The sequence below is a fragment of the Klebsiella sp. LTGPAF-6F genome (assembly GCF_001753185.1).
Lineage (GTDB): Bacteria > Pseudomonadota > Gammaproteobacteria > Enterobacterales > Enterobacteriaceae > Klebsiella > Klebsiella michiganensis.
In genome coordinates this window covers 5,544,862-5,565,347 of sequence record NZ_CP017450.1, presented here as the reverse complement: position 1 = coordinate 5,565,347, position 20,486 = coordinate 5,544,862, and the positions used below count along the sequence as shown (strand labels likewise).

The window sequence follows — 20,486 nt, the reverse complement described above, 5'->3', positions numbered from 1 at the left end:
ACCCCTTACTGCGCCTGCACCCGCAGCTCAGCTGCGGAACGACTACGGTGACCCAACAGTGCTTTAACATCGCTGGACTTCGGTTTAACCAGCGCAAACTTCGCTGAGAAGGCCGGCCAGTTAGCCAGAATCTCTTCACCGCGCTGCGAACCGGTAAGCTGCACGTGCTCGGTAATTAAACCGCGCAGGTGCTCTTCATGGATGGCCAGAGAGTCAACGTCCAGCACTTCTACCAGCTCAGGGTTCACGCGTTTGCGGAAGTCGCCGTCTTCATCCAGAACGTAACCAAAGCCGCCGGTCATGCCTGCGCCAAAGTTGACGCCGGTTTTGCCCAGCACGCAGACGATACCGCCGGTCATGTATTCACAGCCATTGTCGCCAATGCCTTCGACGACGGTGATCGCACCGGAGTTACGTACCGCGAAACGCTCGCCTGCACGACCCGCAGCATACAGACGACCGCCGGTCGCACCGTACAGGCAGGTGTTGCCGATGATGCTGGCCTCATGGCTACGGAAGGCCGAGCCTACCGGAGGACGAATGGCGAGCAGGCCGCCGGCCATCCCTTTACCCACATAGTCGTTCGCGTCGCCGGTCAGATGCAGCTCAACGCCGCCGGCATTCCACACGCCGAAGCTCTGACCCGCGGTACCGCTAAAGTGGGCGATAATCGGATCGGCTGCCAGGCCCTGGTCACCGTGGGTCTGGGCGATATAGCCGGACAGCGATGCGCCAACGGAGCGGTCGGTGTTGCGGATATCGAACCAGAAAGTTTTGCTCTGCTTGCTGTCAACGTACGGTTTTGCCTGCTGCAGCAGCTGAGCATTGAGTACGCCATTGTCGAACGGCGGATTGTTCTCTGTGCAGTACAGCGCTTTGCCGGGATGCGGCTCCGCGGTTTCCAGCAGCTTGCTCAGATCCAGCTTCTGCTGTTTGGCGGTAAAACCGTCCAGCTCTTTCAGCAGGTCGGTACGGCCAATCAGATCCACCAGACGCTTCACGCCCAGTTGCGCCATCAGCTCGCGCGTTTCGCGGGCGATGAATTCAAAGTAGTTGGTGACCTTAAACGGCAGACCGTGATAGTGGTTCTTACGCAGTTTGTCATCCTGAGTCGCTACGCCGGTTGCGCAGTTGTTCAGGTGGCAAATACGCAGATATTTACAGCCCAGCGCGACCATCGGGCCGGTACCGAAGCCGAAGCTCTCAGCCCCGAGGATGGCCGCTTTGATGATATCAAGGCCGGTTTTCAGACCGCCGTCCACCTGCAGACGAATTTTGTGGCGCAGCCCGTTGGCAACCAGCGCCTGCTGGGTTTCCACCAGTCCCAGTTCCCACGGACAACCCGCATACTTCACGGAAGAGAGCGGGCTGGCGCCGGTGCCGCCGTCGTAGCCGGCAATGGTGATCAAATCCGCATAGGCTTTGGCTACGCCGGTGGCGATAGTCCCGACGCCCGGTTCAGAAACCAGCTTCACGGAGATCATCGCTTTCGGGTTAACCTGCTTCAGGTCGAAAATCAGCTGAGCCAGATCCTCGATAGAGTAAATATCGTGGTGCGGCGGCGGGGATATCAGCGTTACGCCGGGTACGGAATAGCGCAGCTTGGCGATATAGGGGGTGACTTTATCACCCGGCAGCTGGCCGCCTTCGCCGGGCTTCGCGCCCTGAGCGACTTTAATCTGAATAACGTCGGCGTTAACCAGGTAAGCCGGGGTCACGCCGAAGCGGCCGGAGGCGACCTGCTTGATGCGCGAGACTTTATTGGTGCCGTAGCGTGCCGGGTCTTCACCGCCTTCGCCGGAGTTGGAGTTACCGCCGATGCTGTTCATGGCTTCCGCCAGCGCTTCGTGCGCTTCCGGGCTCAGCGCGCCGATAGACATCGCCGCGGTATCGAAGCGTTTGAACAACTCGCTCGCTGGTTCAACATCGTCCAGGTTCACCGTGGTTCCGTCCGGCGTTACGCACAGCAGATCGCGCAGCGTTGCCGCCGGGCGCTCGTTAACCAGCTTCGCGTACTGCTGGTAATCGCTGTATTCGCCGCTTTGTACCGCTTGTTGCAGCGTGCGCACCACGTCAGGGTTATAGGCGTGATATTCGCCGCCGTGGACGTATTTCAGCAGGCCGCCCTGATCCAACGGTTTACGCGCCAGCCAGGCACGTTTCGACAGGTTCAGCAGATCCTGCTGGAAATCCTCGAAGCCCGCGCCGCCGATACGGCTGACGACGCCCTGGAAGCACAGGTCGGACACTTCGCGATGCAGACCGACCGCCTCAAACAGCTTCGAGCAGCGATAGGAGGCAATGGTCGAAATCCCCATCTTCGACATGATCTTATACAGACCTTTGTTGATGCCGTTACGATAGTTCAACATCACCGCGCGGTACGCTTTGTCGATGGCTTTGTTATCCACCAGCTTCGCCAGGGTTTCATAGGCGAGATACGGGTAGATAGCCGTCGCGCCGAAGCCGAGCAGCACGGCAAAGTGGTGCGGATCGCGGGCGCTGGCGGTTTCGACAATAATGTTGGCATCGCAGCGCAGGCTCTTATCGACCAGTCGGGTCTGGATCGCGCCTACCGCCATCGGAGCCGGTACCGGCAGTCGGTTTTTGGCGATGTTGCGGTCAGAGAGCACCAGCAGAACGGTACCGCTGCGCACCATTTGTTCGGCTTTATCGCACAGCGCCTTCACGGTTTCAGCCAGCGTGGTTTCGGTGGCATCAAAAGTGATATCCAGGACGTCGGCGCGATAGTGCTCCTCTTCCATGGTGGTCAGCTGTTTAAAATCGGAGTACAGCAGAATCGGCGACTTGAAGCTCAGGCGGTGCGCCTGGCCTTCCGCTTCGCAGAAAACGTTCATTTCACGGCCGATGCTGGTGGCCAGCGACATGACGTGCGCTTCGCGCAGCGGGTCGATCGGCGGGTTGGTCACCTGCGCGAACTGCTGGCGGAAGTAATCGTAAATGATACGCGGCTGGCTGGAGAGCACTGCAAATGGGGTATCGTCGCCCATTGAGCCGACCGCTTCCTGGCCGTTTTCACCCAGTACGCGCAGGACGGAGTCCAGCTCTTCGGCGCTGTAGTTGAACTGTTTCTGGTAGCTGGCGAGGGTATCATCATCCAGCTGGCGGCTACCGACTTCTTCATCCGGCAGCTCTTCGAACGGCACCAGACGACGGACGTTTTTCGCCATCCACTCTTTATACGGGTGACGGCTTTTCAGATCGTTGTCGGTTTCCGCGGAGTGCAGAATACGCCCCTCGCGGGTATCGATAACCATCAGCTCGCCCGGGCCGACGCGGCCTTTTTCAACCACTTCATCCGGCTGGTAATCCCAGATACCGACTTCGGAGGCGCAGGTGATGAGCTTATCTTTCGTGATCACATAGCGCGCCGGACGCAGGCCGTTACGGTCGAGGTTACAGGCGGCGAAACGACCATCGGACATCACGATGCCCGCCGGGCCGTCCCACGGCTCCATATGCATGGAGTTAAAGTCAAAGAACGAACGCAGCTCAGGATCCATGTCCGGGTTGTTCTGCCAGGCTGGCGGAACCAGCAGGCGCATAGCGCGGATAATGTCCATCCCGCCCGCCAGCAGCAGCTCCAGCATGTTATCCATCGAGCTGGAGTCAGAGCCGGTTTCATTGACGAACGGCGCGGCGTCGTGGAGATCCGGGATCAGCGGCGTCTGGAACTTATAGGTACGGGCGCGGGCCCACTGGCGGTTACCGGTGATGGTGTTGATCTCGCCGTTGTGCGCCAGATAGCGGAACGGCTGCGCCAGCGGCCAGCGCGGCACGGTGTTGGTGGAAAAGCGCTGGTGGAACAGGCAGATTGCCGACTCCAGGCGCAGGTCCGCGAGGTCCAGGTAGAAGCGCGGCAGATCCGCCGGCATACACAGACCTTTATAAATGTTGACCAGGTTCGACAGGCTGCAAACGTAGAAATCTTTATCTTCCTGCAGACGCTTTTCGATACGGCGACGCGCGATGAATAAACGGCGTTCCATATCGCGCGGACGCCAGCCAGCCGGGGCGTTCACAAAGATTTGCTCAATACGAGGCAGCGAGGAGAGGGCGATTTCACCGAGAACGCCTTCATTGGTCGGCACATCGCGCCAGCCGACGATAGACAGCGTTTCGCGTTGAAGTTCTTCTTCGACGATGCGGCGCGCCGCTTTGGCCAGTTCAGGATCCTTATTAAGGAACAGCATCCCAACGGCATAATTTTTGGCTAAACGCCAGCCGCGCTCTTCCGCAACAATTCGGAAGAAACGATCGGGTTTTTGTAGCAGCAAGCCACAACCGTCGCCGGTTTTTCCATCGGCAAGAATCGCGCCGCGGTGCTGCATTCGGGCCAGTGCGTGTATAGCGGTTCGCACTACCTTGTGGCTAGGTTCGCCTTCTATGTGGGCGATCAGGCCGAAACCACAGTTATCCCTCTCAAGGGATTTATCGTACAACATATCAGTGAACCTCCCCAGGCTCTACGGGACACCCTCCGATACCGATTGCGCACGGGCACAGAAAGAGCATGGCGACGGGGTTTACACCTCGCATTCGCCCTCTTTAAATCCTTTTCGCATCGGTACACAAGTTTGAGGACTTGCTGTTAAGAGGGAATCTCAATTACTGCATAAATATGATGAGCAGAGCACTCATCCAGAAAGCTTCCAGCGGATTCCCAACTTATCGGGAATCCACACATACGTCAAATGGCAATCTTATTTATACAAAAATGTGCTATACAACACCTAATTTAATGATTTTTAAGAAAATAATGGCATTTTAAATGCCAGGGAAACGTACCGGTCGTCATAATTGAGTGTGATCTGTCTCACTATATCGACGGCGAGACATTATCCTTCTGTGCTGAATTGTTTTTTCATTGCAGTTTTTTAAACTGGTTTTTGTTTGATTTGCGGTGACTGATACTGTTTTATGCCCTGGTAAAGATAATGGCAAATCAGCGGCTATATATAAGGAAAACTCATTACCATAAGGATGAATTAAATTGCAGTTATCTTGAGTGTTTATGCAATGAGATAGGCGGCCGCGTTGACGATTGATCCAGGTCATCGCCGTCGGTAGCTAAAAATGGCAGGCTTGGCCCCTTTCTTAAGGCCGGTCTATCAGATTATGCAGTTACAAAAATTAGTCAATATGTTTGGTGGGGATCTTCTGCGCCGCTATGGTGAAAAGGTTCATAAACTGACGCTGCATGGTGGATTTAGCTGCCCAAATCGCGATGGCACTATTGGTCGCGGCGGCTGTACGTTCTGTAATGTGGCTTCTTTTGCCGATGAAGAGCAGCAGCACCGCTCGATTGCGGAACAGCTGGCCCATCAGGCGCAGCGGGTGAATCGTGCAAAGCGCTATCTGGCCTATTTCCAGGCTTATACCAGCACTTTTGCCGAGGTGCAGGTGCTGCGCGCCATGTATCAGCAGGCGGTCAGCCAGGCGAATATTGTCGGGCTATGCGTAGGGACTCGCCCGGACTGCGTCCCCGGCGCGGTACTGGATCTGCTGACTGAATATCGGGAGCAGGGGTATGAAGTCTGGCTCGAGCTGGGGCTACAGACCGCGCACGATAAAACGCTGCACCGAATCAATCGCGGCCACGATTTTGCCTGCTATCAGCGAACCACCCGTCTGGCACGCGAGCGCGGCCTCAAAGTGTGTAGCCACCTTATCGTGGGCCTGCCGGGCGAAGGGCAGCGTGAATGCCTGGAGACCTTAGCGCAGGTGGTGGAGACCGGCGTAGACGGCATTAAGCTGCATCCACTTCATATTGTGAAGGGCAGTATTATGGCCAGGGCGTGGCAGGCCGGCAGGTTAAACGGTATTGCGCTGGAAGCGTATACGGTCACCGCAGGAGAGATGATTCGCCATACTCCGCCAGACGTGATTTATCACCGTATCTCCGCCAGCGCCCGACGCCCGACGCTGCTGGCGCCGCTGTGGTGTGAGAACCGTTGGACCGGGATGGTTGAGCTGGATAAATATCTCAATGAATACGGCGTGCAGGGGTCAGCCATCGGGCGTTGCTGGATCTCTCCGGCTGCTGCCGAATAACGTCATTTCCGGCTGACGGCTCTCCACCGTCAGGCGCGTAACTACAATCCTTCCCGCATTTTTGGCACAACTTACAGCGTCTTGCTCAGAATTGAGTATTATTGTGCGAAGTTGTCGCGAAGGAATCCCTTATGAAGCAAATCCGTATGCTGGCGCAGTATTATGTTGACCTGATGATGAAGCTGGGTCTGGTGCGCTTTTCAATGCTGCTGGCCTTTGCGCTGGTGGTGCTGGCGATCGTTGTGCAGATGGCCGTGACGATGGTGCTGCACGGCCAGGTGGAAAGTATTGATGTGATCCGCTCCATCTTCTTTGGCTTGCTGATTACCCCGTGGGCGGTCTATTTCCTGTCGGTGGTGGTTGAGCAGCTGGAAGAGTCCCGGCAGCGCCTCTCGAGGCTGGTGGAGAAACTGGAGGAGATGCGCGAACGCGATCTCAAGCTGAATGTGCAGCTTAAGGACAACATCGCCCAGCTTAATCAGGAAATCGGCGAACGTGAAAAGGCGGAAGCGGAACGTGAAACGACGCTTGAGCAGCTGAAAATTGAGATGAAAGAGCGTGAAGAGGCGCAAATTCAGCTGGAACAGCAATCCTCCTTCTTGCGCTCCTTCCTGGATGCCTCTCCGGACCTGGTTTTCTATCGTAATGAAGATAAAGAGTTTTCTGGCTGTAACCGAGCGATGGAACTGTTGACCGGTAAAAGTGAAAAGCAGCTTATTCATCTTAAGCCGCAGGATGTTTACAGCGAAGAGGTGGCGGAGAAAGTGCTGGAGACGGATGAGAAAGTCTTCCGCCATAACGTATCGCTCACCTACGAGCAGTGGCTGGATTATCCGGACGGGCGCAAGGCCTGCTTTGAAATCCGCAAAGTGCCTTATTATGACCGCGTCGGTAAGCGGCGCGGCCTGATGGGGTTTGGCCGCGATATTACGGAGCGTAAGCGCTATCAGGACGCGCTGGAGCGGGCCAGCCGTGATAAGACCACCTTTATCTCAACGATCAGCCACGAGCTGCGTACGCCGCTTAACGGCATCGTAGGCCTTAGCCGAATCCTTCTGGATACCGATCTTACCGATGAACAGGAAAGATACCTGAAAACCATCCACGTCTCAGCGGTAACGCTGGGTAATATCTTCAATGATATTATTGAGATGGATAAGATGGAGCGGCGTAAAATTCAGCTGGATAACCAGCCGGTGGACTTTACCGGCTTTCTGGCCGACCTGGAAAACCTCTCCGGCCTGCAGGCGCAGCAGAAAGGCCTGCATTTTGTGCTGGACCCCACGCTTCCGCTGCCGCATAAAGTGATCACCGACGGAACGCGTTTGCGCCAAATCTTGTGGAATCTTATTAGTAATGCCGTGAAATTTACTCCGCAAGGCGGGAATGTGAACGTCCGCGTGCGCTATGACGAAGGCGATATCCTGCACTTTGAAGTAGAAGATTCAGGGATTGGCATCCCTGAAGCGGAACAGGATAAAATTTTCGCCATGTATTACCAGGTGAAAGATAGCCAGGGCGGCAAGCCAGCGACGGGCACCGGCATCGGCCTCGCCGTATCGCGGCGCCTGGCGAGGAATATGGGCGGTGATATTTGCGTTACCAGCCTCCCGGGTAAAGGCGCGACTTTTACGCTTACCGTACACGCTCCGGCCGTGGCTGAAGAGGTCGAGGACACGCTGGCGGAAGATGAAATGCCATTACCTGCGCTGAACGTGCTGCTGGTGGAAGATATTGAGCTCAACGTGATCGTGGCGCGCTCGGTACTGGAGAAGCTGGGCAACAGCGTGGATGTGGCGATGACCGGCAAGGCTGCGCTGGAGATGTTTGTACCCGGCGAGTACGATCTGGTTCTGCTTGATATTCAGCTGCCGGATATGACTGGACTCGATATTTCTCGTCAGCTGAAACAACGCTTTGCCGCCGATGAGCTCCCGCCGCTGGTGGCGCTTACCGCTAACGTGCTGAAGAACAAGAATGAGTATCTGGATGCGGGAATGGATGATGTTCTTAGTAAGCCATTATCGGTTCCGGCATTAACCGCGATTATCAAAAAATTCTGGGATGCGCCGGAAGAAGAGGAGAATGCAATGCCATCTATAGATAGCAGTAAATCGGCTTCTGTACTGGATATTCCGATGCTTGAGCAGTATATCGAACTGGTAGGGCCGAAGCTGATTAATGACGGTCTGGCCGTTTTTGAAAGAATGATGCCGGGCTACCTGGCAGTCCTGGAATCCAATTTAACCGCTCGCGACCAGAAAGGCATTGTCGATGAGGGTCATAAGATTAAAGGGGCTGCGGGCTCAATCGGTTTGCGCCATATCCAGCAGTTAGGGCAGCAGATTCAAACGCCGGATTTACCTGCGTGGTCGGATAACGTGGGTGAATGGGTTGAAGAGATGAAATCAGAGTGGCAAAACGATGTCGCGGTGCTGAAAGCGTGGGTCGCGGCGGCAGATAAAAAATGACCCCGGATAAACCGGGGTGCGCGAATACTGCGCCAACACCAGGGAACTGGTCGTTACGCCAGAATCATTTGAGTGATTTTTTTACACGGCGCAACCTGAGGATTTGGCTTACTCGCTCATTAAGATAGCAAACCTTAAATAGTTTGTTACATGAAACAGTAAAATATGTGAAGCATAGCGAGTAATTCAAAATTTTTGACTGCTTTCATAAACTTGTACTAAGGGGCTGATGTGATGAAGAAAATTGGTGTGGTGCTGAGCGGCTGCGGCGTTTATGACGGAAGTGAAATTCATGAAGCCGTCATTACTCTGCTGGCAATAGCCCGCAGCGGCGCTCAGGCCATCTGCTATGCGCCAGATAAAGTGCAAACCGATGTTATCAATCACCTGACCGGCGAAGCGCAGGCGGAAAGCCGTAATGTGCTTGTGGAAGCGGCGCGTATCGCACGCGGAGAGATTCAGCCTTTGGCCAATGCCCGAGCGGATGCGCTGGATGCGCTGATCGTGCCCGGCGGTTTTGGTGCAGCAAAGAACCTCAGCAGCTTTGCTTCACAGGGGAGCGAATGTGAAGTCGATCGCGATCTCAAGGCGCTGGCGCTGGCGATGCATCAGGCGGGTAAACCGCTGGGCTTTATCTGTATCGCTCCGGCACTGTTGCCGAAAATATTTGCTATACCGCTACGCGTGACCATTGGTACCGATCTTGATACTGCCGACGCGGTTGAGGAGATGGGGGCTGAACACGTGCCTTGCCCGGTCGACGATATTGTGGTGGATGAAGACAACAAAGTGGTGACGACCCCCGCGTATATGCTGGCGCAGAACATCGCCGAAGCGGCGAGTGGCATTGAAAAACTGGTCTCTCGCGTATTGGTTCTGACGGCATGACATTTCGCTTTTCGCCGTTGCGGTTAATTAAGCGCTTCGTGCTGAGGCTATTGTTGGCTTGTGCGGTGCTATGGGGCGGCGGGATTGCCCTGTTTAGCTTCGTACCTGTTCCTTTTTCGGCGGTGATGCTGGAGCGACAGGTCGGCGCCTGGCTTTCAGGGGATTTTCATTACCTCGCCCATTCCGACTGGGTGGACATGGATGAAATTTCGCCGTGGATGGGGCTGGCGGTTATTGCCGCAGAAGATCAGAAATTCCCGGAACACTGGGGATTTGACGTCACGGCCATTGAGAAGGCGCTGGCGCATAATGAACGCAATGAGAACCGCATTCGCGGCGCCTCAACCTTGTCGCAACAGACGGCAAAAAACCTGTTTCTGTGGGACGGCCGCAGCTGGCTGAGAAAAGGGCTGGAGGCGGGACTGACCGTCGGCATTGAGACAGTATGGAGTAAAAAGCGGATCCTCACGGTCTATCTCAATATCGCTGAATTTGGTGAGGGGACGTTTGGCGTTGAAGCCGCGTCGCAGCGCTATTTTCACAAACCGGCCAGTAAACTGACGGCTTCCGAAGCCGCGCTGCTCGCTGCGGTGCTGCCTAACCCAATACGCTTCCGCGCCGATGCGCCATCGGGTTATGTTCGCAGCCGTCAGGCGTGGATCCTGCGCCAGATGAGGCAGTTAGGTGGGGAAGGGTTTATGCAGGCGAATAAGCTGCATTGATGATTTCACAACCGGTAACCCGGAAGGCACGCTGCCGCCGGGGGAATGAAAGCTAATCCTCATCAAACCCGGCGTTGAACAGCGCGATAACCGCTGCCAGCGCCTCCACTTCCTGTGGGCCGTTGGCTTCAATCTCGATCTGACGCCCTTTAGCTGAATCGAGCATCAGCAGCGCAATCACGCTATTTGCTTCCGCTTCGGTACCTTCATCATTACGCAGCAGCACCTCGGCATCATAGTTCTGCATTAATTCAAACAGCTTCATCGCCGGGCGAGCGTGCATGCCCAGCTTATTGGTGATTTCAACGGTTTGCTTAACGGTCATGATTTGCGTTTTTCCAGCGTCCGATGACGAGACTGCACGTTCTTACCGCGCGAGCGGAAGTAGTCAGCCAGCTGTTCGGCGATGTAAACCGAACGGTGTTTACCACCGGTACAACCAATGGCCACCGTCAAATAGCTGCGGTTATTGGTCTCCAGCATAGGTAACCATAGCTCAAGATAGCTGCGGGTCTGGTAGATAAAATTGTGAACTTCCGTGTGCCGGTCGAGGAAGGCGGCGACGGGCTTATCGAGGCCGGTCATGGGACGCAGCTTCGGATCCCAGTGCGGGTTCGGCAGAAAGCGCACGTCAAAAACGTAGTCGGCATCGATAGGTATACCGTGCTTAAAGCCAAAGGATTCAAACACCATCGTCAGTTCGCGCTCGCGTTTGCCTAATAAACGCGTGCGCAGCATTTCTGCCAGCTCATGCACCGACATTTCTGAGGTATCGACGATCAGGTCGGCGCGGGAACGCAGAGGCTCCAGCAGGTCGCTCTCTTCATCGATGGCGCTTTCCAGCGACAGGTTTTTACTGGACAGAGGATGTAAACGACGCGTGTCGCTGTAGCGGCGAATCAGGGTGTTACGATCGGCATCCAGGAACAGCAGCTGAGGTGAAAATTCTGCGGGCAGATTTTTCATCGCCTGCTCGAAGATTTCCGGCGACTCGGGCATGTTACGCACGTCAATGCTGACGGCTGCCGAGATGTTTCTGTCGGCGAGCGAGCGCGCCAGCTCGGGCAACAGCACAACCGGCAGGTTATCGACGCAGTAAAAACCCATATCTTCCAGCGCTCGCAGGGCGACGGATTTCCCCGACCCTGAACGGCCGCTGACGATCATCAGTACCATGTACCGTTTCTCCTCAGTACGAAAAAGAGTAAGGTGCGACTTCCGTTACGCCTCATTATTACTTCCCGCTTCAGTAATGATTTCATACAGCTCTTCATCACTTTGCGCAGCGCGCAGGCGGCGGCAAATAGTTTTATCTGCCAGACGTTTCGCCACCAGCGAGAGCGTATGCAGATGCGTTTTAGTTTGATCGGCCGGGACAAGAAGGGCAAACAGCAGATCGACGGGTTGATTGTCGATAGCATCGAAGGCAATTGGGGTTTCCAACTGAACAAAAACGCCCACGGCCCGCAGCGTATCCTCTTCGAGTTTACCGTGTGGGATCGCAATACCGTTGCCAATCCCGGTACTGCCCATTTTCTCACGGGTGAGGATCGCCTCGAAGACGATCTGGGGCGGTAAGCCTAACTGCTTTGCCGCCAGCTCGCTGATGATTTCCAGCGCGCGTTTTTTGCTCTGGCAGTGAACCTGGCTACGGGTACATTCCTGGTTAAGGACATTGCTCAGTTGTAGAGCCGAATCGTTATTTATCATAATTTCACCTGAGCTCTCCTGGCCAACCGCCTGCGGGCGGTTGGCGTAGGCTATTGCCCGGACAATTAGTGTTGTTTCAGTTTATCTTTATGTTTTGTTAGCTGTCTTGCCAGCTTATCGATAAGACCATCGATCGCAGCATACATATCCTGCCCTTCCGCACTGGCATGGATTTCACCACCGTTGACATGCAGATTGGCGTCCGCTATTTGCGTCACCTTCTCCACTTTTAACACAATGTAGACCTGGTTGATCCTGTCGAAAAACTGCTCCAGTTTGCTGAACTTCGCGGTAACGAAATCGCGCATCGCGGGGGTTATTTCAACGTTGTGTCCTGTAATGTTGAGCTGCATAGTGTCTTCCTTATCGGTTGGGTCAAACCAGCTGCTTACGCTGATTTGACGGCGGAATGGATAAAGACTCTCGGTACTTAGCAACGGTTCGCCGCGCCACCATAATACCCTGATCGGATAGCAGGGTGGTGAGCTTACTGTCACTCAATGGTTTCGCGGGGTTTTCCGCGGCGATTAATTTCTTCACCAGCGCACGAATGGCCGTCGACGATGCTTCGCCGCCGCCTTCGGTGTTTACATGGCTGGAGAAGAAATACTTCAGCTCAAAAATACCGCGCGGACTGTGCAGGTATTTTTGCGTAGTAACGCGTGAAATGGTGGATTCATGCATTTCGACGGCCTGAGCGATGTCCGCCAGCACCATCGGTTTCATAAACTCTTCACCTTGTTCAAAAAAAGCCTGCTGCTGTTCGACAATGCAGCGGCTGACGCGCAGAAGGGTGTCGTTGCGGCTCTCGAGGCTCTTGATAAGCCAGCGCGCTTCCTGCAGGTTGCTGCGGATAAACTGGCCGTCAGCGTCATTGCGCGTACTGTTACCCATGGCGGCATAATGCTGGTTGATCTTCAGGCGCGGAAGGCTATCTGAATTGAGCTCAACGACCCAACGATCGTTCACTTTACGCACCAGAACGTCAGGAATGACGTATTCTGGCTCGCCAGTCTGGATCGACTGGCCCGGGCGCGGATCCAGCGATTGGATCAGATTTACCGCTTCCTTTAGCACGTCTTCTTTGAGGCGGGTCACGCGCATCAGGCTACGGAAGTCGTGATTGGCAAGCAGATCAAGGTGATCGCTGATGATCAGGCGAGCTTCATCAATCCACGGCGTCTCTTTGGCAAACTGTGAAAGCTGAACCAGCAGGCAATCGCGTAAATCTTTTGCCGCCACGCCGACGGGATCGAAACGCTGAATGCGCTTGAGAACCGCTTCTACTTCTTCAAGCCCGATTTCATCATCGCCAATACTTTCCACGATGTCTTCGACAGGAACGGTCAGGTAGCCAGTATCATCAACGGCATCGACGATAGAGGTCGCGATGGCGCGATCGGTATCGGTGAAGGGCGTCAGTTCAACCTGCCACATCAGATAATCCTGCAGGCTTTGCGTGGTCTCGCCCTGGTAGACGGGCAGTTCATCATCCTGATAATCAACGCCGTTGCCTGACGGCGTTCCGGCGGTGTAAATCTCATCCCAGCTGGCATCAAGCGGCAGCTCTTCGGGCATGTCTTTCTGCTCAAGGGCGTCGACGGTATCCAGAGACTCACGATCTTCGGCCTCTTTGGTTTCTACCTCATCGTGAAGATCGGTTTGCTCCAGCAACGGGTTGCTGTCCAGCGCCTGCTGGAGTTCTTGCTGGAGTTCTAACGTGGACAGCTGCAGTAGACGAATCGCCTGCTGCAGTTGTGGCGTCATGGCAAGCTGTTGGCTTAGCCTTAATTGCAAACCTTGCTTCATATTCAGGGCCAATATCTCCGGCTAAAACGTCTGTAACCTCTACCCTATCAGAGTCTGAAGTCTTCCCCAAGATACACGCGCTTAACCTGCTCGTCTTCAAGGATTTGCTGTGGCGTACCGTGAGCTATCAGGTGGCCCTGGCTGACGATATAAGCACGCTCACACACGGCCAGCGTTTCCCGGACGTTATGGTCGGTTATCAGGACGCCAAGACCGCTGTCGCGCAGGTGTTCAATAATGCGTTTGATATCAATGACGGAGATGGGGTCCACGCCGGCGAAGGGTTCATCCAGCAGGATAAATTTCGGGTTAGCGGCCAGCGCGCGGGCGATCTCGACGCGGCGGCGTTCACCACCGGAGAGCGCCTGGCCGAGGCTATCGCGCAGATGCTCAATGTGAAACTCCTCCATCAGCTCTTTCGCCCGGTCTTCACGCTGCTCGTTGCTCAGGTCGTCGCGAATCTGCAGTACCGCCATCAGGTTATCGTAAACGCTCAGGCGGCGGAATATGGAGGCCTCCTGCGGCAAATAGCCGATTCCGCGACGCGCGCGCGCGTGCAGGGGTAGCAGGCTGATATCTTCATCATCGATGATAATGTTGCCGGCGTCGCGCGGTACGATACCAACGACCATATAGAATGTGGTGGTTTTACCGGCACCGTTCGGACCGAGCAGACCAACAATCTCGCCCGAATTCACGGTCAGGCTGACGTCTTCTACAACGCGGCGGCCTTTATAGGCTTTAGCAAGATTCTTTGCAGTTAATGTTGCCATAACGAATTACTTACCCTTCTTTGACTGATCGCTACCCTTGTCCTGCAGCTGCGAAGGAACCAGAACCGTGGTCACGCGCCCGCCTTTATTGCTGAAGGCCTGCATTTTTTGCTCTTTCACCAGGTAAGTGATTTTGTCGCCCTGGATATTGCTATCGATCTGTTCCAGATGCGCATTGCCGGTCAGGACGACAAAGTCGTTTTGCAGTTCATAATGCATTTTCGACGCGCGGCCTTTTACCGGCTTACCGTTGTCCTGCATCTGGTAGAAGGTGGCCGGGTTACCGTAGCCATCAATAACCTCTTTGCCTTTCTCTCCACCCGGACGGGTCACAACAACTTTGTCGGCGTTGATTTTGATCGTTCCCTGAGTGACGACAACATTCCCCGTAAAGGTGACGACGTTGCCCTGCATATCCAGCGACTGCTGATCGGATTCAATGTGAATCGGCTGATCGGTATCACCTGTCTTTGCCTGTGCCGACAGGCTGGCGGCCAGTAAGGCGCTGGCGAGCGCAATCTTAAGGCTGAGTTTGTTTGTTCTGAATTTCATATGAGGTTCTAACCTTTTCAATCAGCTCGGCATTTTTACTGCGCAGGTTCCCGCGCATTTTCAGGCCGCTGGAATTAAATGTTGTTCCGTACAACGTCACCATGTCATCGGAGGTAACATCCTGCGTCACCAGGTTTATCTGGGCGTTATCCGTCGTAATTTTGCGCAGTTGAGAATCCGCCGTCAGCGCATTTACCTCAACGTGCCCGTAAAGATACAGCATGCGGTCATTCGTCAACTTAGCTTTATCCGCTTTGATAGACCAGGTTGGTACTTTATTGGTATCAAAGGTGGTCATCACCGGTTTTGTGAACCACGAGAGCTGCTGTTCGGAAAAATACTCCACGTGTTCCGCGATGAGCCGGTAGTTAAGCGCTCCTTCGGGGCTATACACGACGGTATCAGTATGCTCGCTGGTATACGTTGGATCGTCAGGATTGATCGCTTGCTGGGTGGTATCGTCCGTACTCGCCAGGTTCAGGCCGATCAGGATCAGCGCGACCAGCGACAGTAAAATGATAACCCAACGTCTGGTTTTACTCATATAGATTGCCCTTTGGCCTCATCCAGCTTGCCCTGCGCCAATAGTAGCAAATCGCACACTTCGCGTACCGCTCCGCGACCCCCGTTGATACGAGTAACGTAATCCGCGCGCGGGAGCAGCAACGGATGCGCATCGGCTACCGCTATGCTTAAACCCACTTCAGCCATCACCGGCCAGTCGATCAGATCGTCGCCAATATAGGCGACTTCATCCGCGCTAACGGCCAGTTTATTGAGTAGTTCACGAAACGCCAGCAGCTTATCCGACTGCCCCTGGTAGAGATGCGTAATGCCCAGCGTTTGGCAGCGATCTTCCACCAGTTTAGCGTTTCGCCCGGTAATTATCGCCACTTCAATATCTGAAGTCAGGGCGCAGCGGATACCGTAGCCGTCGCGCACGTTAAACGCCTTCAGCTCTTCGCCGTTGTTACCCATATAGATAAGACCGTCGGACAAAACGCCGTCTACATCAAGTATCAATAAACGGATCTTCGCCGCCCGGTCAAGAAAGTCCTGGCTTACCGGCCCGTAGCAGGTCGCTATCAGGGCATCAGCATTATTCATTATTTTTTCCTTACTTACACTACGCCCGCGCGCAGGAGATCGTGCATATGTATCACACCTACCAGACGGTCGCCATCAGCAACCAGCACGCAGGTGATATGACGGGACTGCATCAGGTTCAGCGCATCAACGGCCAGCGTGCCGGGACGGATGCGGATTCCGCCTCGCGTCATCACTTCGGCAATACTGGCGTTACGCATATCAATGCCGGTATCAAATACGCGGCGCAGATCGCCATCGGTGAAGATGCCGATGATATTCATTTCATCATCGCAAATGGCGGTCATGCCTAAATTTTTGCGCGTGATTTCCAGCAACGCATCGCGGAGCGTGGCCTCCAGGCCAACGTGCGGAATTTCATCGCCGGTGTGCATGATATCATTGACCCGCAGCAGTAGCTTACGGCCCAGAGCGCCGCCGGGGTGCGATAGCGCAAAATCTTCAGCGGTAAAACCGCGGGCTTCCAGCAGCGCTACGGCAAGGGCATCGCCCATGACCAGCGCGGCGGTGGTGCTTGACGTGGGGGCCAGCCCTAACGGGCAGGCCTCTTTGGGCACCTTGACGCACAGATGAATATCCGCCGCGCGCGCCATGCTGCTTTCCGGTCGGCTGGTGATACAAATCAGCGCCACTTGCTGGCGCTTAAGCACCGGAATCAGGGCGAGGATTTCATTTGACTCGCCCGAGTTGGATAGCGCGATCACCACGTCGCATGGAGTTACCATGCCTAAATCGCCGTGCGCGGCCTCACCGGGATGAACGAAGAAAGATGACGTTCCGGTACTGGCGAAAGTGGCTGCCATTTTTCGCCCGATATGGCCGGATTTCCCCATTCCCATCACCACAACTTTACCGGTACAGCGGAAAATGGTCTCACAGGCACGGGTAAAATCTTCATTAATGTATTGATCGAGCTGGGCCAGACCTTCACGTTCAATGTCCAGAACCTCGCGGCCTGCCCGTTGAAAGTCAAAATCCGCTGGCAAATCTATTTGCGACATAATGTTATCCCGAATCATTCAACGAAGAGCGGCGCTGTCCAGTACAGCATCGCTAACCAAAGCACAAAACCACCCAGCAGCAGGGCACCGGCAAGGCGACCTGGCTGCTGCTTACGGCGCCAGCACAGCGCGGCGAAGATCAGGCTGACCAGCAGCATGACGCCATAATCGCGGGTAAAGGCCTCGGCGGCAAAGGTGCCTGGCGCAATCAGCGCGGGGAGCCCGAGGACCAGTACAATATTAAGAATATTAGCGCCAATGATATTGCCGATAGCGATGTCATTTTCGCCTTTTCGCGCTCCGGCGATGGCCGTGGCCAGTTCGGGCAGGCTGGTGCCGATAGCGACGACCGTTAAGCCGACGGTCAGTTCGCTGATAGCAAAAAAGTTTGCCAGCACCGTGGCGTTATCGACCACCATCCGCGTGGCCATCGGCATCACAATCATCGCGACGCCCAACCAGAGCAGCGCGACGGGAAGCGAGCCTTCTCGCGGCAGCTCCGCCAGCTGTTCACGGGTCAGGCTGTCGTTACCCTGGCGTTCCGCAAGGCGGGCAATTTTAAGGGTAAACAGCAGCCACAGAATGGCCAGCGCCAGCAAAAAAAGGCCGTCTATCCGCGTAAGCTGGCCGTCGTACAGCACAAATCCTGCCAGTAAACTGACCAGCAACATTAACGGCAATTCGCGGCGCAGGATATCAGAATGCACGGTAAAAGGTTGAAACAGCGCGGTGAGGCCGAGGATCAGCAGGATATTGGTGATATTCGATCCGAGAGCGGTGCCGATCGCCAGAGCGGTTTGCCCATGCAGGGAAGCGGCGGCGGAAACAATCACTTCCGGCAAACTGGTACCGATGCTGACTACCGTCATGCCAATGATCAGGGGAGGGATCCCCAGCATACGGCAGAGTATTGAAGCGGCGTAGACCAGACGATCGGCGCTGTAGACAACCAGCAATAAACCAATAATTAACAGAGCCGTCGCTAAGAGCATCTAAAGTCCTTTCTTCAGGTATAATCGTTGCCTCGCTGGCCGTCCGTAGGCAGCGTAACGAATTCTTAATTTTGACTTTATGTGTGCCAAAAGTAAAACAAATGCCAGCTTTCGCTAACCCGGGCGGGTAAGATTCTGTAAAAATGTTGGGTTTGTGGTGAAAGAAAGCGCCATGCTTAGCCCGACGGGTGTCTAGTAAGGATGATTTTATGAGCCAGAGTTCGGCGAATCTAGTCGAAGTTCGCGGTATTCGCTTCTCGAGGGGCGATCGCGTGATCTTCGATGATATCTCGCTATCGGTACCCCGCGGCAAGATCACCGCGATAATGGGGCCATCAGGGATCGGCAAAACCACCCTGTTACGTCTCATCGGCGGTCAAATCCCGCCCGATAAAGGCGAGATCCTGTTTGATGGTGAAAACGTACCGCAGATGTCGCGTTCGCGCCTGTATACCGTCCGCAAGCGCATGAGCATGCTGTTTCAGTCCGGCGCGCTGTTCACCGATCTGAATGTGTTCGATAACGTCGCTTATCCCCTGCGCGAGCATACGCGTTTGCCGGAAGCGCTGCTGCACACCACGGTGATGATGAAGCTGGAAGCCGTCGGGCTACGCGGAGCCGCGAAGCTGATGCCTTCTGAGCTTTCCGGCGGCATGGCGCGCCGTGCCGCCCTGGCGAGGGCGATTGCGCTCGAACCTGATTTAATCATGTTCGATGAGCCCTTTGTCGGGCAGGACCCCATTACGATGGGGGTACTGGTGAAGCTGATTTCTGAACTCAATAGCACCCTGGGTGTCACCTGTATCGTGGTTTCGCATGATGTGCCGGAGGTGCTCAGCATCGCGGACTTTGCATATATCGTGGCGGGCAAAAAGGTCGTAGCGCATGGGAGCGCGCAGTCGCTGCGTGAAAATGCCGACCCTCGGGTCCGTCAGTTCATTGATGGTATCGCCGACGGCCCGGTGCCGTTCCGCTATCCGGCGGGGGATTATCATCATGATTTATTGGGCAAAGGGAGTTAAGCGACTCATGTTGTTAAATGCGCTAGCCGCGCTTGGGCATCGCGGTATAAAAACTATCGCGACGTTCGGGCGTGCTGGATTAATGCTCTTCAACGCGGTTGTGGGCAAGCCTGAGTTTCGCAAGCATGCGCCGCTGCTGGTGCGTCAGCTATACAACGTTGGCGTGCTATCGATGCTGATCATCATTGTATCGGGGCTGTTTATCGGTATGGTGCTGGGTCTGCAGGGCTATCTGGTGTTGACCACCTATAGCGCCGAAACCAGTCTGGGCATGCTGGTGGCGCTGTCGCTGCTGCGTGAGCTGGGGCCGGTGGTCGCCGCGCTGCTGTTTGCCGGGCGTGCCGGCTCGGCGCTGACTGCTGAAATTGGCCTGATGCGCGCAACGGAACAGCTCTCCAGTATGGAGATGATGGCGGTCGACCCGCTTCGCCGCGTGATCTCTCCGCGTTTCTGGGCGGGGGTGATTTCACTGCCGTTGTTAACGATTATTTTTGTGGCGGTCGGCGTATGGGGCGGCTCGCTGGTTGGTGTCAGCTGGAAGGGCATCGATGGCGGCTTCTTCTGGAGCGCGATGCAAAATGCCGTTGACTGGCGGATGGATCTGGTTAACTGCCTGATTAAGAGCCTGGTTTTCGCCATTACGGTAACATGGATCGCGTTATTTAACGGTTATGACGCTATCCCCACTTCCGCCGGGATTAGCCGGGCGACGACGCGTACCGTGGTGCATGCGTCGCTGGCGGTTCTGGGGCTGGATTTTGTGCTGACTGCGCTGATGTTTGGGAATTGAGTTCATGCAAACGAGAAAAAATGAAATCTGGGTAGGGGTGTTTTTACTGGTTGCGCTGCTGGCCGCGCTGTTTGTCTGCCTGAAGGCGGCAAACGTAACCTCTTTACGTACCGAACCGACTTATCGGCTCTATGCCACTTTTGACAATATCGGCGGTCTGAAAGCGCGCTCTCCGGTGCGGATTGGCGGCGTTGTCGTTGGACGCGTGGCGGATATTACGCTCGATCCTAAGACCTACCTGCCTCGCGTCGCGCTCGATATTGATGAGCGCTACAACCATATTCCGGATACCAGCTCGCTGGCGATCCGAACTTCCGGTCTGCTGGGCGAACAGTACCTGGCGATGAACATCGGGTTTGAAGATCCTGAGCTGGGAACCACTATCCTTAAAGATGGCGGTACCATTCAGGACACCAAATCCGCAATGGTGCTGGAAGATTTGATAGGCCAGTTCCTTTATAACAGTAAAGGTAGCGACAATAAGAATTCTGGCGATGAACAGGCTGCTGGAGAGAGTCATACTGACGCTACGCCGCCAGCCGGCACGACGCACTAATTTCAGGAGAGTTAAGAT

At 55.1% G+C, this 20,486-nt stretch carries 19 protein-coding genes; 7 read left to right on the top strand and 12 right to left on the bottom strand.

Features of this window, described 5'->3' with window-relative positions; all coding sequences use genetic code 11:
• Window positions 1-5: 5 nt before the first annotated feature.
• Window positions 6-4,466: a glutamate synthase large subunit gene (gltB, locus tag BJF97_RS26045; RefSeq protein ID WP_025108152.1), complete on the bottom strand. Its 4,461-nt coding sequence runs from the start codon at window positions 4,464-4,466 to the stop codon at window positions 6-8.
• A 673-nt stretch (window positions 4,467-5,139) separates the two neighbouring features.
• Between gltB and BJF97_RS26040 the strand changes: the two genes are divergently transcribed.
• From BJF97_RS26040 to mtgA, 4 genes are all read left to right on the top strand, one after another.
• Window positions 5,140-6,075 carry a TIGR01212 family radical SAM protein gene (locus tag BJF97_RS26040; protein ID WP_032693264.1) on the top strand — a complete coding sequence of 312 codons (936 nt, stop codon included), beginning with the start codon at window positions 5,140-5,142 and terminating at the stop codon, window positions 6,073-6,075.
• 131 nt (window positions 6,076-6,206) lie between these two features.
• Complete coding sequence (gene arcB / locus BJF97_RS26035) at window positions 6,207-8,546, top strand: aerobic respiration two-component sensor histidine kinase ArcB (protein WP_014839635.1); 2,340 nt, start codon at window positions 6,207-6,209, stop codon at window positions 8,544-8,546.
• Between the two features lie 234 nt (window positions 8,547-8,780).
• On the top strand, window positions 8,781-9,434 hold the full coding sequence (gene elbB, locus BJF97_RS26030) for an isoprenoid biosynthesis glyoxalase ElbB (RefSeq protein ID WP_014226985.1): 654 nt from the start codon (window positions 8,781-8,783) through the stop codon (window positions 9,432-9,434).
• On the top strand, window positions 9,431-10,156 hold the full coding sequence (gene mtgA / locus BJF97_RS26025) for a monofunctional biosynthetic peptidoglycan transglycosylase (protein WP_014226984.1): 726 nt from the start codon (window positions 9,431-9,433) through the stop codon (window positions 10,154-10,156). The genes elbB and mtgA overlap by 4 nt, the downstream gene beginning before the upstream one ends.
• A gap of 52 nt (window positions 10,157-10,208) precedes the next feature.
• Here the strand turns inward: mtgA and npr are convergent, their stop codons facing one another.
• From npr to BJF97_RS25970, 11 genes are all read right to left on the bottom strand, one after another.
• Window positions 10,209-10,481: a PTS phosphocarrier protein NPr gene (gene npr, locus BJF97_RS26020; RefSeq protein ID WP_004106170.1), complete on the bottom strand. Its 273-nt coding sequence runs from the start codon at window positions 10,479-10,481 to the stop codon at window positions 10,209-10,211.
• Window positions 10,478-11,332: an RNase adapter RapZ gene (rapZ, locus tag BJF97_RS26015; protein ID WP_004106169.1), complete on the bottom strand. Its 855-nt coding sequence runs from the start codon at window positions 11,330-11,332 to the stop codon at window positions 10,478-10,480. Before rapZ ends, npr begins: the two co-directional genes overlap by 4 nt.
• Window positions 11,333-11,377: 45 nt before the next feature.
• Window positions 11,378-11,866 carry a PTS IIA-like nitrogen regulatory protein PtsN gene (ptsN, locus tag BJF97_RS26010; protein ID WP_004854593.1) on the bottom strand — a complete coding sequence of 163 codons (489 nt, stop codon included), beginning with the start codon at window positions 11,864-11,866 and terminating at the stop codon, window positions 11,378-11,380.
• Between the two features lie 65 nt (window positions 11,867-11,931).
• Window positions 11,932-12,219 (bottom strand): ribosome hibernation promoting factor, encoded by a 288-nt coding sequence (hpf, locus tag BJF97_RS26005; protein ID WP_004106167.1) that lies wholly within the window; start codon window positions 12,217-12,219, stop codon window positions 11,932-11,934.
• A gap of 22 nt (window positions 12,220-12,241) precedes the next feature.
• Window positions 12,242-13,675: an RNA polymerase factor sigma-54 gene (rpoN, locus tag BJF97_RS26000; RefSeq protein WP_004854591.1), complete on the bottom strand. Its 1,434-nt coding sequence runs from the start codon at window positions 13,673-13,675 to the stop codon at window positions 12,242-12,244.
• Window positions 13,676-13,722: 47 nt separating this feature from the next.
• Window positions 13,723-14,448 (bottom strand): LPS export ABC transporter ATP-binding protein, encoded by a 726-nt coding sequence (lptB, locus tag BJF97_RS25995; RefSeq protein ID WP_004125705.1) that lies wholly within the window; start codon window positions 14,446-14,448, stop codon window positions 13,723-13,725.
• Between the two features lie 6 nt (window positions 14,449-14,454).
• Entirely contained in the window at window positions 14,455-15,000 is a 546-nt protein-coding gene (lptA, locus tag BJF97_RS25990; RefSeq protein WP_004125703.1) for a lipopolysaccharide ABC transporter substrate-binding protein LptA, read from the bottom strand.
• Window positions 14,969-15,544, bottom strand: coding sequence for an LPS export ABC transporter periplasmic protein LptC (gene lptC / locus BJF97_RS25985; protein ID WP_004854587.1), 576 nt, complete (start codon window positions 15,542-15,544; stop codon window positions 14,969-14,971). The genes lptA and lptC overlap by 32 nt, the downstream gene beginning before the upstream one ends.
• Window positions 15,541-16,107: a 3-deoxy-manno-octulosonate-8-phosphatase KdsC gene (kdsC, locus tag BJF97_RS25980; RefSeq protein ID WP_004854584.1), complete on the bottom strand. Its 567-nt coding sequence runs from the start codon at window positions 16,105-16,107 to the stop codon at window positions 15,541-15,543. The genes lptC and kdsC overlap by 4 nt, the downstream gene beginning before the upstream one ends.
• Window positions 16,108-16,121: 14 nt before the next feature.
• The gene (kdsD, locus tag BJF97_RS25975; protein WP_160741439.1) at window positions 16,122-17,126 is read right to left on the bottom strand and encodes an arabinose-5-phosphate isomerase KdsD; all 1,005 of its coding nucleotides are present in this window, start codon (window positions 17,124-17,126) and stop codon (window positions 16,122-16,124) included.
• Window positions 17,123-18,100: a calcium/sodium antiporter gene (locus BJF97_RS25970; RefSeq protein WP_032693263.1), complete on the bottom strand. Its 978-nt coding sequence runs from the start codon at window positions 18,098-18,100 to the stop codon at window positions 17,123-17,125. Before BJF97_RS25970 ends, kdsD begins: the two co-directional genes overlap by 4 nt.
• A 209-nt stretch (window positions 18,101-18,309) precedes the next feature.
• On the opposite strand from BJF97_RS25970, the gene mlaF reads away from it, so the two are divergent.
• Genes mlaF through mlaD form a run of 3 tightly spaced genes read left to right on the top strand, consistent with a single transcriptional unit; the run spans window position 18,310 to window position 20,468 of the window.
• A complete protein-coding gene (gene mlaF / locus BJF97_RS25965; protein WP_032693262.1) occupies window positions 18,310-19,122 on the top strand; it encodes a phospholipid ABC transporter ATP-binding protein MlaF in 813 nt (270 codons plus the stop codon).
• Window positions 19,123-19,129: 7 nt separating this feature from the next.
• Window positions 19,130-19,912: a lipid asymmetry maintenance ABC transporter permease subunit MlaE gene (mlaE, locus tag BJF97_RS25960; RefSeq protein WP_004125690.1), complete on the top strand. Its 783-nt coding sequence runs from the start codon at window positions 19,130-19,132 to the stop codon at window positions 19,910-19,912.
• A gap of 4 nt (window positions 19,913-19,916) precedes the next feature.
• Entirely contained in the window at window positions 19,917-20,468 is a 552-nt protein-coding gene (gene mlaD, locus BJF97_RS25955) for an outer membrane lipid asymmetry maintenance protein MlaD (protein WP_014226983.1), read from the top strand.
• Window positions 20,469-20,486: the final 18 nt, after the last annotated feature.